Source organism: Ktedonobacter sp. SOSP1-52 (assembly GCF_016587395.1).
Genome location: NZ_BNJH01000006.1, coordinates 408,131 through 421,440, shown reverse-complemented (window position 1 = coordinate 421,440; position 13,310 = coordinate 408,131). Strand labels below are relative to the sequence as shown.

10 protein-coding genes are annotated in these 13,310 nt (G+C 53.6%); 4 read left to right on the top strand and 6 right to left on the bottom strand.

The features are described 5' to 3' along the window. Window positions 1–19: 19 nt before the first annotated feature. From JMJ16_RS46965 to JMJ16_RS46955, 3 genes are all read right to left on the bottom strand, one after another. The gene (locus JMJ16_RS46965; RefSeq protein WP_201393632.1) at window positions 20–1,792 is read right to left on the bottom strand and encodes a M3 family oligoendopeptidase; all 1,773 of its coding nucleotides are present in this window, start codon (window positions 1,790–1,792) and stop codon (window positions 20–22) included. 224 nt (window positions 1,793–2,016) lie between these two features. Further along, window positions 2,017–3,750, bottom strand: coding sequence for a hypothetical protein (locus JMJ16_RS46960; RefSeq protein WP_201392884.1), 1,734 nt, complete (start codon window positions 3,748–3,750; stop codon window positions 2,017–2,019). Window positions 3,751–3,944: 194 nt separating this feature from the next. Continuing rightward, window positions 3,945–5,750, bottom strand: a complete 1,806-nt coding sequence (locus tag JMJ16_RS46955) for a M3 family oligoendopeptidase (protein WP_201392882.1) — start codon at window positions 5,748–5,750, stop codon at window positions 3,945–3,947. A 257-nt stretch (window positions 5,751–6,007) separates the two neighbouring features. Here JMJ16_RS46955 and uxaC point away from each other — a divergent pair, with 257 nt between their 5' ends. Together uxaC and JMJ16_RS46945 are read left to right on the top strand one after the other, a co-directional pair. Beyond that, window positions 6,008–7,429, top strand: a complete 1,422-nt coding sequence (gene uxaC / locus JMJ16_RS46950) for a glucuronate isomerase (RefSeq protein WP_201392880.1) — start codon at window positions 6,008–6,010, stop codon at window positions 7,427–7,429. A gap of 228 nt (window positions 7,430–7,657) precedes the next feature. After that, window positions 7,658–8,026, top strand: coding sequence for a YtxH domain-containing protein (locus JMJ16_RS46945; protein ID WP_201375129.1), 369 nt, complete (start codon window positions 7,658–7,660; stop codon window positions 8,024–8,026). Window positions 8,027–8,106: 80 nt separating this feature from the next. Here the strand turns inward: JMJ16_RS46945 and JMJ16_RS46940 are convergent, their stop codons facing one another. Beyond that, window positions 8,107–8,382, bottom strand: a complete 276-nt coding sequence (locus JMJ16_RS46940) for a hypothetical protein (RefSeq protein WP_201392878.1) — start codon at window positions 8,380–8,382, stop codon at window positions 8,107–8,109. Between the two features lie 360 nt (window positions 8,383–8,742). On the opposite strand from JMJ16_RS46940, the gene JMJ16_RS46935 reads away from it, so the two are divergent. Further along, window positions 8,743–10,692, top strand: a complete 1,950-nt coding sequence (locus JMJ16_RS46935) for a protease pro-enzyme activation domain-containing protein (RefSeq protein WP_236602029.1) — start codon at window positions 8,743–8,745, stop codon at window positions 10,690–10,692. A gap of 87 nt (window positions 10,693–10,779) precedes the next feature. On the opposite strand, the gene JMJ16_RS46930 is transcribed toward JMJ16_RS46935, so the two are convergent. Together JMJ16_RS46930 and JMJ16_RS46925 are read right to left on the bottom strand one after the other, a co-directional pair. After that, complete coding sequence (locus tag JMJ16_RS46930; protein ID WP_201392591.1) at window positions 10,780–11,259, bottom strand: aminoacyl-tRNA deacylase; 480 nt, start codon at window positions 11,257–11,259, stop codon at window positions 10,780–10,782. Window positions 11,260–11,370: 111 nt separating this feature from the next. Further along, complete coding sequence (locus tag JMJ16_RS46925; protein WP_201392877.1) at window positions 11,371–12,081, bottom strand: O-methyltransferase; 711 nt, start codon at window positions 12,079–12,081, stop codon at window positions 11,371–11,373. Between the two features lie 282 nt (window positions 12,082–12,363). Here JMJ16_RS46925 and JMJ16_RS46920 point away from each other — a divergent pair, with 282 nt between their 5' ends. After that, window positions 12,364–13,209 carry a DUF4352 domain-containing protein gene (locus JMJ16_RS46920; RefSeq protein WP_201392876.1) on the top strand — a complete coding sequence of 282 codons (846 nt, stop codon included), beginning with the start codon at window positions 12,364–12,366 and terminating at the stop codon, window positions 13,207–13,209. Window positions 13,210–13,310 lie beyond the last annotated feature (101 nt).

Here is a 13,310-nt window from a genome sequence, read left to right as displayed (position 1 = left end):
CAACTTGTGTTAGACCTTACTACTTCTCTGCCAATTGCTCGAAAAGGTCGATATCCTGGCGGGTAATGTCGAGGCTGGAGCGCCAGAAGGACTCGCTGTGGATGTCGATGCCAAAGCGCTGGGCTAGCTCGGCGGCGCTGGCCATGCCGGTTGAGGAGAGCAGGTCGTCATAGCTCTGCTTAAACTCCTCGGGCTGCTGCTGATAGCGAGCATAGAGGCCCAGGCCGAAGAGCAGACCAAACATGTAGGGGTAGTTGTAGTAGGAGCGCCCCGTGTTGTAGTAATGGCCCTTGACCGCCCACATATAAGGGTGCAGCACGGCTTCATCCAGGCCATCGCCATAGGTCTGGCGCTGCGAATCCAGCATCAGTTCGTTTAGCTCATCGACTGAGAGCTCGCGACGCTGGCGCTTCTCGAAGACATTCTGCTCGAAGAGGAAGCGGCTGGTAATATCTACAACAACCTGGCATGAACCCTGGAGCGAGGCCTCCAGGATAGCGATCTGCTCGGAAGGTTCGACCTGGTGCAGGGCCGCGTGGCGAATGATGGTCTCGCAGAAGATGCTGGCCGTCTCCGCCAGGGTCATGGGATGCCGGCGCTGCAAGGCCGTACGCTTAAGCATATTCAGGTTGTGATAGCCATGTCCTAGCTCATGCGCTAATGTGCTCATGCCAGCAAAGGCCGGTTTGAAGTTGGCCAGGATGCGCGACTCATCAGCGCGTAGGGAGGCACAATAGGCACCATCGCGCTTGCCAGGACGAGGCTCGGCGTCGATCCAGCGCTCGCGGAAGGCACGCGCCGCGTAGTCCGAGAGGCGCTGAGAGTAGGTTCCAAACTGCTCAATAATAAAGTTACTGGCCTCTGAGAACTCCCAGACCTTGCTCTCCCGCGCCACGGGAGCGAAGAGATCGTACCAGGTCAGTTTCTCCAGGCCCAGCAGGCGCGCCTTGGTACGCAAATAGCGTCGCCAATCGGGAAAAGAGGCGCGCGCCGCCGAGAGCATAGCGTCAAGCGTCTCACGATCAATACTGCTATCAAAGAGCGAGGCCTCCAGCGGCGACTCCCACTGGCGACGACGCGAGATCACGTTGACCTCGTTCTTGATGCTATTGAGCGCCGAGGCCAGAGGGACCGCGCTGCTCTTCCAGGCAGCTAGTTCAGCCTCGTAGGCACGCCGGCGCAGGTCGCGTTCCTCGCTAAAGGCCATGTTGCGAATGGCGCTCATGGGATAGCTCTTCGTCTCGCCATCGATCTTCAGCGGCACATTAAGTTGGGAAGAAATATTGCCATGCAATTTGGTCCAGGCTGAGCCGCTACTGACATTGAGTTCAGAGGCCAGCTCCTCCTCAACGGGCGACATCAGGTGGCGTGCCTGCTTATATGCTTTACGCAGCGGGAAGGCGTGATCTCGGGCTACCTGCGAGCGCTCAATTAGCGCCTCAACGTCGAGCGAGCCAATCCAGGCCGTAAAACGGGTAGATTGTTGCGCTAACAACGTCAGGCCGCGCTGCAACTCGCTATACTTCGCCTGGGCCAGGTTGTCTTGCGAGTTGGTATTGACGAAGCTGCTGATATAGACAGAGATGGTACGTACCTCGTCGCTCATGGCATTGTAACGCGCTATGACCTGCTCAAAGTCACGCACAAAGGCTTCATCGAGCACTGGAGTTGCCGGTAAGGCCTGCACCTGCTTCTCAGTAAAGAAGCTCGCTAGCTCATCAATATGTTGTAAGACCTGGCTCAGCCCCTGAGCGAACTCCGGCGAGTCCAACCCAGGATAGATCACTGTCATGTCCCAATGCGGCAATGCTGTTGTTGACACGAAACTCTCTCTCCTTCTAAAAACGGAACAGTGGGGATGAGAGTATTGTAGCACCTGTCCATACCCAGCGCATATCCACCTTCCTCTCCTCCACCTACTGTGCTTCGTATAGAGGAAGGGGTGTGGTGGTGGATTGGCTCCGCCAATCCACCACCACACCCCTTCCTCTATACGAAGCACATAATGGCGAGAAATCATGCCAGGTCAGCCTGAACACTCTCGGTAGCCAACCGCTTATTAAAGCGATAGGGGAGGACCGCCAGGATACCGACCAGCACAGGTAGAGCGAACCCTGCAATACCCAGGAAGAGCTCCTGGTTAAAAAACGGCGAGGAGGCATGGTCCACAGTTATAGTCCAGGCCGCAACATTATTGTAGTAGAAGAACGTCGTTGTCCAGGAGAGGCAGAGGGCGAAAGCGACCAGCCCGCGTGCCAGGCGTTGCCTGCCCAGGGGAAGGCAAAGTCCCACGAAGCTTACTACCCAGGAGGCATACCAGGGATAGTAGTAAGGGCTTGTATAGAAGAAGGCGGCAAAGAAGAGCAGAGAGGCCAGAACCAGGCTGCGTACAGTGAGGTCGCGCCAGATGAGCACAACACCTATAACAAAAGCGCAACCCATAAAGAGTAAACTCATCACCTTCCAGAAAGTAAGCTCAGTTAAGAAGTACAGTGGAGCTGGCAAGCGATGATCATTGCGCAGCAGAAGCATGGTATATGCATTTGAACTATGCATCAGGCTAGTGATGGGGATATTAAACAGAGCATTCACAATGGCGCTCAAGGAATGCCCAACCATGAACGGCGTGTAACTACCAACAAACACAACAGCAACAAGCAAGCTCAGAATTATCCCGTAGAAGAGTGCCTGGCGCCAGTGCAACCTAAGGGCAGAGAAGAAGGGTTGCCTGGAATCCTGGCGCAGGACCTTGCACATTAACAACACTATAAACAGGCCACACACAGGTAATGCACTATACTTAATCAGGCCAGCGGTCGCCAGGAGCAAAACTGGCAATAAAGCAGTACGCAGGCTTACAACTTCAGAGCGGATAGCGTAGATGGCTCGCCAGAGGCCCAGGAGAATAAACATTATCATCATGAAATCGTTATGCGCACCATTGCAGCATTCAAAGACCAGGAAGGGATTTAACCCGTAGAGAAAGGTTCCCAACACTATAGTCTTCTGCTTCTGACCGCTAGCACGCAGAATAGCCATAACGAGCAACGTATTACATAGGTGCAGACCCAGGCTCATAAAGCGAAAGAGCATAATGCTGCGTAACTCATGACCATTTCCCAGGCCCGCCAGGCCCGCCGAAACAAGCGTCCAGATAGGTCCATAGCCCGTTACGACGTTCTTCCAGTACATGTCTGGATAGAGCGGATCTTGGGAAAACTTTATTGGGATATCAAAATATGGATTGGCATGATAAACCGCTAAAATGCGTCCATAAAATATGTAGGGAACAACATCGTCCGAGAGCGAAGCCTGAGTATAAACATACATCAAGCCAACAAAGAATGCGGCCAGAATGGTAACAATAAGTGTGAGACGCTGGCCCGCGCGCTGCTTATAAATACAAAAGGCGCAAAATATATAGCAGAGCAGAGCCAGCAACATGAAGAAGAGCAGTTCAAAAAAGCCCGTATGCTGGTGAGAGATCAAGCCATCCGAAACGATATGCAAATTGTCTGGCACATGGGGGGTAGAATAATGGAGAATCTCCTTCGTTAGCCAGTACTTTGGTTGGGGAAAGAAGCGCAAGTAGCTCACAGGCGCCGTGCTTAACAACACAAAGAAGAGGTAGCCACCGAGTCCGACGAGAAAAAAGAGCAGGGCCTTACTCAGTTGAAATCCAGAAAACTTAACGGCAGGCAAGGCATGCTCCTGATCGAGAAAAGGGACCTGCTGAACAATATCGTTCATTTGTCATTTACCCTTGATGAATTTTAGAAGAGACTTTTTTATATTTCCACATTGTTATATGACGATTTAAAAGCCGTTATTAACATGCTACTTGCTTCTCTATGCCGATTAGTACTATCCTTTCATGCCCGTAGTGTGGGTTGACAGCCTATGGCTGTCAACCCACACTACGCCGCCATACACCTTACTCAGGGCTAAAGGCTGTCGACTAGTTCCTCGAGGCGTTCGATATCCTGGCGTACGATGGCCAGGCTGGAGCACCAGAAGTCTTTGGAGCGGATATTAATGCCAAAGCGAGCCGCCAGTTCGGTTGCGTTCGCCATGCCAGTTGAGGAGAGCAACTCGTCATAGCCCTGCTTGAAGGCTTCGGGATCTTGCTGGTAGCGTGCGTAGAGACCCAGGCCGAAGAGCAGGCCAAACATGTAGGGGTAGTTATAGTAGGGGAAATCGCTGCTATAATAGTGCCCTTTGACCGCCCACATATAGGGATGCAGCTCGGCCTCGTCCAGGCCATCGCCATAGGTCTGGCGCTGGGAATCCAGCATCAAGTTGTTCAGCTCATCCACCGAGAGTTCACGCTGCTTACGCTTCTCAAACACACCCTGCTCAAAGAGGAAGCGGCTGGTGATGTCTACTACCACCATAAACGAGCTTTGGAGCGACGAGGAGAGGATAGCCATCTGCTCCTGCCTATTGGCGTCCTTGAGCGCGGCGTTGCGGATAATAGTCTCACAAAAGATGCTGGCGGTCTCCGCCAGAGTCATGGGCGAGCCGCTCTGTAGAGCCGTGCACTCACGCATATTCAAGTTATGATAGGCATGGCCCAGCTCGTGTGCCAGCGTGCTCATGCTCTCATAGGAGGGCGAGTAGTTCGCCAGGATGCGCGACTCTCCCCGCCGCAGCCCGGCACAGTAAGCGCCATCGACCTTGCCTGGACGCGGTCCAGCATCAATCCAGTTCTCGTTGAACGCGCTCCGCGCCAGGTCCGCCAGGCGCTCGGAGAAACTGCCAAACTGCTCGATAATAAAGCGGCTCGCGGCCTCGTACGACCAGTTCTTCTCGCTCTTACTGATTGGCGCGTTTAGATCGTACCAGCTCAGCTTCTCCAGGCCCAGAGCACGCGCCTTGGCCTTCAGGTAGCGCCGCATATCTGGAAAGGACTCGCGAGCCGCCTCCAGCATGGCGTCCAGCGTCTGCTGATCGATGCTATTCAGGAAGAGCGTCGCCTCCAGAGCGGAGGACCAGCCACGCTTATCCGCCAGCACATTTGTCTCGTTCTTGATGCTATTCAGCGAGGCCGCCAGAGGAACAGACACGCTCTTCCAGGCAGCCAGCTCGGCCTCGTGGGCGCATCTGCGCACCTCGCGATCTGGAGAGTATGACATGTTACGCACGGTACTCATGGGATACTCTTTCGTCTCGCCCTCTAGCTCCAGCGTTACCTTGAGCTGCGAGGTCAGGTTGCCATGCAGGCGGCTCCAGGCCAAGCCACTACTCACATTCAGCTCAGAGGCCAGCATCTCCTCGGCGGGCGACATCAGATGGCGCGCCTGAATCTGGGCGCGGCGCAAGAGATGCGCGTGTTGACGCGCCTGCTCGGATTTAGCGAGTAGCGCCTCCACATCCAGCGAGCCAATCCAGGCCGTGAAGCGCGTCCCCAACTGCGAGAGGCGCACATAGGCGTTCATCAGCTCACTCAGCTTCGCCTGAGCCAGCGTATCCTCCGAATTGGTATCTACAAAACAATTGATGTAGGTAAATAGGGTCTCGCTGCGCTCCAGCACCTCGTTGTAGCGCGCCAGCACGGCCTCAAAGGCCTGCGCCAGGGCATCATCTACCACCAGCGCCGGGCGTTCGGCCACCTGGTACTGATCGAAGAGCGCGGCTAGCTCATCGATCTCGCGTATCCCGGCGGCAAAGCCCTGCTCAAACTCAGGCGCTTGCAGGCCAGGATAGATCACGGTCATATCCCAATTGGGAAGCTTCTGTGTAGTAGTCACGTACGGTCATATCTCCTTTTCCATCCTCAATACTGCTATTGTAGCATGGAGCCTCGCGATCTGCATGGACCCCTACAAGTTCTTTCGCTTCTGTATGTAGTACACAGGCTACTTCGCAATGCAGTGCGGCTTGCACATTGGCGAAATATGTGTTTTCCTGGAAACTGTGAAACTGTGAAACTGTAGAACTGTAGAACTGTAGAATTGTAGAATGGTGAGTCCAAATTTCTAGAAAATGTAGTAAAGAAGGAGAAACAATGATGCAACTCCAGGAAGAACGCTTCTTCTCGCCTGATCCTGCGCAACGCCGGGTTGCTTTGAATTTATATACACAGGTCAAGGATCTGCCACTTGTCTGCGTTCATGGTCATGTCAATCCGGCGATGCTTGCCGCAAGCAGCTATGGCTGGGGGAGTCCTGTCGATCTCCTGATCATCCCCGATCACTATATTTTCCGTATGCTCTACTCCCAGGGTATTTCGCTAGAGGAGCTGGGTATAACTCCCAAGGCGCAGGAGAGCCACTTCACCCCGCCCGATCATCGCCAGATCTGGCAGACCGTCTGCGATCACTGGCATCTCTTCCGTGGCACGCCCTCCAGCCTCTGGCTGCGCGACGAGCTACGCAATATCTTTGGCATTGAGGAGAAAATGAACTCCGCCAATGCGCAAAAAATCTATGATCTCCTTGAAGAGAAGCTGCGTAGTCCAGTCTTTCAGCCGCGCCAGATGTTTGAGCGCTTTCACATTGAAGTGCTCGCGACCACCGACGCCGCTACGGATACCCTGGATCATCACCGAGCCATTCGCCAGTCTGGCTGGAACGGACGCGTCATCCCTACCTTCCGCCCTGATGCGGTGGTCAATATCGATAATCAGCACTTCGCGGCCAATATAGAACGCCTGAGCGAGGTCTCGGCTAGCGAGATTAGCGGCTATCGCTCCTATATCGCCGCGCTTGAGCAGCGGCGGCGCTTCTTTAAGGAGATGGGAGCTACCGCCACAGACCACGGTGCGACCTCTACCTATACCGAGCGCCTGAGTGAGGGCGGGGCCGAACGTATCTTCCAGCGTGCCTTGCGGGGTGAGGCCTCGGCTGATGACGCACGCCGCTTTACGGGCCATATGCTCATTGAAATGGCTCGCATGAGTGTCGAAGATGGTCTCGTTATGCAACTGCACCTCGGCAGCTATCGTAACCATAACGCTCTGCTTCACGAGCGCTTTGGAGCCGATATGGGCGCTGACATTCCGACGGCGAGCGAGTTTACGCATAACTTTAAGCCCCTGCTCGATGCCTTTGGACGCGAGCGCGACCTGACCTTGATTGTCTTCAATCTCGATGAGAGCACGTATAGCCGGGAACTCGCGCCGCTGGCAGGACACTATCCAGCCCTGCGCCTGGGACCGCCCTGGTGGTTTTTTGATAGCCTGAATGGTATCCGTCGCTTCTTCGATAACGTAATAGAGACGGCTGGTATCTACAATACGGTGGGCTTCAATGACGATACCCGTGCCTATCCCTCTATTCCAGCACGCCATGACTTGTGGCGGCGCGCCAGCGCGGATTGGCTGGCTGGTCTGGTTGTACGAGGCATCATTGATGAAGAGGACGCCGCTGAAATGATAGTCGACCTGGCCTATGACTTAGCCAAAAAGGCCTATAAACTGAAGATATAAAGGGGCCTTTGTCTCTCAATCTGAGCATAACTATGCCGCTCCGCTCTTCAAAAGACGATCTCAGCATCTGCGGCGCTTCGCAGGGTTAGAGTGTGTGGGTGGAAATGCCGCGGCATTTCCACCCACACACTCTAACCCTGCGAGCCACGTAGTGGCAAGAAGTCATAGAACTTTTCCCGCTTTCTCTACGTGTCACCTGAAGTGAGGCTCCATGAGAAGAAGGTCTTTATGGAAAGAGCTGGCGTGGAGCACTGGCAGGTAATACTTAGAGAAAGGGGCATTATTGTGGGTAAGTTCATGAATGGCATTCTCGTTGGCGTTGGCGTAGGTCTGCTCGTCGCCCCAAAGAAAGGCGAAGAGATGCGCCGTATGCTAAGCGAGCGCTTCCTGAACCAGCCAAAGAGTCTGGAGAGTGAAAGCCGGGTCTCGCTCTCCCAGGAACCACGTATGGAACGTGGACCAGGGTCAACAGAACAGACTTCGACAATGGGACAGGGTCCATCGCTCATCCCGAAAGAGGAACCCACTCCCCATACTGTCATCACCCCACCTGAACCTGATATTAAGAGACGGCCCGATAAGCGCTTTGAGCGCTAAAAAGTGAAATTCACAAAGTATGTAGGGTCCGTGCATGCACGGACCCTACATACTTTGTGAATTTCACTTTGTGCCTGGTATTACTCCTCGCGCAGGCGGTGGCTGGCATCGGCTCCATAATCCATGCCGTAGACCTCCTTCAAGCGCTGAATCTGCGCCTGGGTTTGTGGGCCAAAGGGTGCCTCACCAGCAAAGGCATGCAGGACAATGCCCTCCATAAGATCACCAAGTGACATATCCAGATACTCCGCAAGCCCTTTAAGAACCTTCACCATACGCTTCTCCATGCGCATACCTGTTTGCACACGCTCTACCACAATATCCTGATTACCATGCCTCTTGCCTGCCTGCTCCATACATTTCTCCTTTTCGCCATCTTTTTACCAATGTACCAAAGTAACAATGTAAGTATAACCTATATTCTGGCCATAAGCAAGATTTACATTCACACTCTCAGGCATACAAAAATTTCTATTAGTACTTTTGTGCTGTTATTTTTTTAGTTCATTGTGTATCAATGCATATCAATGTATCCTGTAGACAAGGCACAGCTATAAGAAACATATGCTCTTGAGCCAGCCCTTCTGGCTGGCCGGTGTGTGTAGAAACGCTGTGTTGCGACCTCTTGAAGTCTGTTTATGGTTAGGAAGCGAGGCACTATGCGGAGGAGGAACACGAAGTCGACTTCATGGAAATGGACTTTCCCAGCTACATTTATGATGCTGCTCCTACTGGTTACCGCCATGATTGCGGCCCAGAGAACAGCGACTCACGCCAAGTTTGCGCCCCGTTATACGATGCGGGGACATATTGCTCCAGTGCTGAAGCAGTATAAGCCAATGCACGCCGCGGATAGTCGTCAAAGCATGCACCTTGCAGTCTCACTACGCCTGCGTAATGAGGCACAGTTAGATGCACTAATAGCCGCACAGAATGATCCCCATTCGTCCTTGTATCACCGTTATATTACGCCAGAATACTTTACGGAACATTTCGCACCTGATGAACAGACTATTGAGCACGTAAGCGATTATTTGCGGGCTAATGGCTTAAGCATAGACAACGTTTCTTCCAATCATCAGCTGATCAGCATGAGCGGAAGCATGGAGAATGCAGAAAAGGCCTTCGCTGTCTCGATCTCGGATTACCAGATTGATGGGCAGGTAGTCTATGCACCTACAGATGAGCCATCAGTGCCTGCTGACCTGGGTGACGTGGTCCTGCATGTCTCGGGCCTGGACTCCATTGCCCACTATCGTCACTTCGCCCAGTTCGCACCTCGTGCCAGCGCCGTCCCTGGCAGCGGTCCCGTTGGTGGCTATACGCCAACCGAGCTGCGTGCGGCATATAATATCAACCCGCTCTTGAACGCGGGTTACAATGGGAAGGGCCAGACAGTGGCGCTCTTCGAGCTGGATGGCTACACTCCCAGCAATGTGAATACATATCTTCAGCATTACAACCTTGGTTCAACCAAATATTCAAATGTACTGATTGATGGCGCCAGAAATACGGCGGGCAGCGGCGCACCCGAGGTTGAGTTGGATATGGAGGTCCTCTCGGCTATCGCGCCCCAGGCGACGCAGAAGGTCTACATTGGTCCCAACAGCGCGAATGGTGCCCTGGACATCTATAACCGCATTGTCAGCGACAATAGCGCTAAGGTGATTAGCATTAGCTGGGGTCAGTGTGAGCGCGATACCGGCACAGCCCTCGTCGACGCCATGGACAACGTCTTCAAACAGGGCGTGGCCCAGGGACAGGCCTTCTTCGCTGCTTCAGGCGACTCCGGGGCCTATGGCTGTGACGATAAACAGCTCAACGTCGATTATCCCGCCGGCGATCCCCATGTCGTGGGTGTAGGTGGTACGAAACTAAGCATCAATAGCGATAACACCTATGCCAGCGAGTCGGCGTGGAGCTCTCCAAGCGGTCAGCGCGTTGGTGGCGGCGGTGGCGGCATCAGCCAGCACTTCAGCCGTCCAGCCTACCAGGATGGCGTACAGTCGAATGCTAAACGTGCTGTGCCCGATATATCGGCAGACGCCGATATTAATAGCGGCTACTCACTCTACATTCAGGGTCACTGGGACATCGTTGGTGGCACCAGTGCTGCGGCCCCTCTCTGGGCCGGTATCGCTACCAACGTCAACCAGTACCTGCAAGCTCAGAACAAGCCAACTCTAGGCAGTGGACACGAGGCGCTGTATAGCCTGTATAAGAACCAGCAGCAGTATGCCCCCTACCACGACGTCACCAGCGGCAATAACCTGTACTACAAGGCCGCGCAGGGCTATGACATGGCCACTGGCATGGGTACCCCCGACGCCTGGAATATCGCTCGCGACCTCGCGGCTAAGAGCGATAGCACAACCAGCGGCGGTAGCACTGGCACGACTACTGGTGGCGACACCAGTGGCAGTGGTAGCACCAATACCGGTGGGAACACTGGCGGAGATACCAATCCTCCTTGCTATCATCGTGGATATCGCCATAACAACTGTAACCCCAATACCAGCGGCTCTACAAATGGTGGGAACACTGGCTATCCGGGCTACCCCAGTGGCGGTTACCCTTATCCTGGTGGGAATAACGGCTACCCCAGTGGCAACTATCCTTACCCCGGTGGCAATAGCGACTACCCCGGCTATGGCCCTAACTGGTAGCACACCCTCTATACTGGCATAAAAAAGCATGAACGTGGTAGTGGGCTGGCATAACCAGCCCACTACCACGTTCTCTACTACTAACTACTAAACCGCTGAGCTAGAGCGCGCAAACTCCATGACATGAGGGTGCACTAGGTTCGCAAAGTCAGCATAGCGCACGCTCATGGTTTCTGTATGCGTCCCAACGGGAAAGGTAATCTCCTCCTGTGTTGTCAGGCTCTTCTCGACATAGACGGGTAAACCGTAGAGATTCCCAAAGGGAGGCATAGCGCCAACTTCACAATCTGGGAAGGCATCGGCCAGTTCCTTCTCCTGTGCCAGAAGCACCTCTTTAGCCCCCAGCGCGGTGCGAATTTTTTCAAGATCCACATAACTTGAGGCAGGAAGCGACAGCTCGATCATCTTGCCATCGGCAAAGGCGATGACCTCCTTGGCAAACTTCTTGCTCGAAATGTGCTCGCACTCCGCAACCTGTTGAGCGCTCAAGGCCCGCTCATGCTGCTGCTCATGAAAAGGCACATGCTGTTCCTGAAGGTAGGTCTCCAGTCGCTCCTTACACTGCATTGAAACACCTCCATTTCTCAGCTACTGAAAAGCACTTGCACATATTTACTGTCTATCTGAGGCGGGCAATATCAGTATAAAATGGAGGCGTAGCTGTACCTTAGTATGGCCTCAAGCATCCTTGCTTTGCACTACAGAGATAGAGAAACCGTCAATACCGTTATTGACATCATCATGGGGGAAGGCCACGCTCACTAGCTGCGGATGTTCAAGAATCATGCGATTGTAGGCCGCGGCACCAGCGGCGCTCTCATCAGGAGGCGATGCCTGAAAAGCCTGCCCATTGCGCACAATATTGTCTGCCACAATCAATGACCCATGGCGGCTCAATTTGAGCGCCCATTCCAGGTACTGGGGATTATTGCGCTTATCTGCGTCGATAAATATCAGGTCGAAGGGCGCCTCGGAGACCAGCACCGGCAAAAGCTCAAGGGCCGACCCTACGCGTACCTCTGCCCGTTCTGCCAGACCCGCTTCTGCCAGGTTGGCACGCGCCAGCTCAGCATGCTTGTCATTGACCTCCAACGAGATCAGCTTTCCTCCCGCGGGAAGCGCACGCGCCAACCAGATCCCTGAATATCCTGCCATCGATCCAATTTCGAGGATGCGACGCGCGCCACAGGTCAGCGCCAGGACCTGTAACAGCTTCCCTTGCAGGGGCGAAATCTGTCCCGCGGGAACCCCTGCGCCCTGCGCACGCAGGAGTGAATTACGCAAAGCATCATCTTCAGGCGCGAAGCGCTGCTGCAATTCGTGATCAACAAAAGCGCGTGTCTCAGCCTCGCGACGAAGCTGCTCGTTATCAGGCAATACAGAAGGCATATAATTCCTTTCTCGCTCCAGTAGGACGATATACGACTCGAAAGAAGCCTACAATCTTTGAACTTCCTCCTACCTAAGGCAAGTATAAAATATATTCGCGAAATCAGGCAAAAAATGGGTCAGGTTCTGGCTTATTTCGACGCCATGAAGAGCAAGGTTTAGTACCAACCTTGCTCTTCATGACTATTACCTATAAACAGGTAAAACTCGCATTGTACAATTGGTAGGCTGGTTCGTTTATACCTAAAGAAACCACATTCATACTATGGAGGGCTAATTCTCTTGAGCGATTATCCACAATACCCACAACCACCCTATCAACCGCCCTATCAGGGCTCACAACCTGATTATCCACCTCAGGCACCTTACGCGCCTTATCCCCCACAGCCTGATCCGCAGGCACCCTATTCATCGTATTCGCCGCAGTCTGGCCAACATGAGCCCTATCCGCCCTATCCTCAGCCAGAGATGCAGGCACCCTATTCGCCCTATGCCCCACAGCCAGGTTATCCACCTTATCCTCAGCAACCACCAAAGAAAAGCGGCCTTGGCAAAGGACTGGTGATTGGAGGCGTTGTCCTACTGCTCGTACTGGTAGCGTGCGGCGTCATCAGCGCATTCGCTTTCCGCGCCTCTAACGCTATCACAAGCGCTACCAGTACTGCCACTACCAGCAGCAACAACGATACGAATACTGGAAGCACGCCCGATACAAATCAGTCATCAGGGGGCAGCAAACATTATACGGTAGGCCAGACCGTCAAAACGGGCGATACATGGGAAGTCACCGTTAATTCTGTGAAGACTTCTAACGGCGAGGACTATCTCAAGCCCGACGATGGCAATATTTTTATTATCATCAATGTCACGACACACAATATTAGCGCTAAAGAGCAGATCATCAGTAGCCTGCTCAACTTTAGACTAAGAGAGGCGGATGGAACCGAGGCCAAGAGCGCCTTCCTGAGCTCTAGCGTTTCCAATCCACCTGATGGCAAGGTTGCCACCGGCGATAAGATCAGAGGTGACCTCGTCTATCAGGTGCCCGCCAACCAGAAACAATTCACCTTCCTGTTTGACAACGATATCATGGAGAGTGGGCAAACCATCTGGGACATCAACATCTAATTTCGTTGTCAAGCATAGACAAACCCATACAAACAAAAGAGCCGGGGTATCCCGGCTCTTTTGTTTGTGCTGGTAGTGCTTCTCTTTAGCCAGTGAGAATC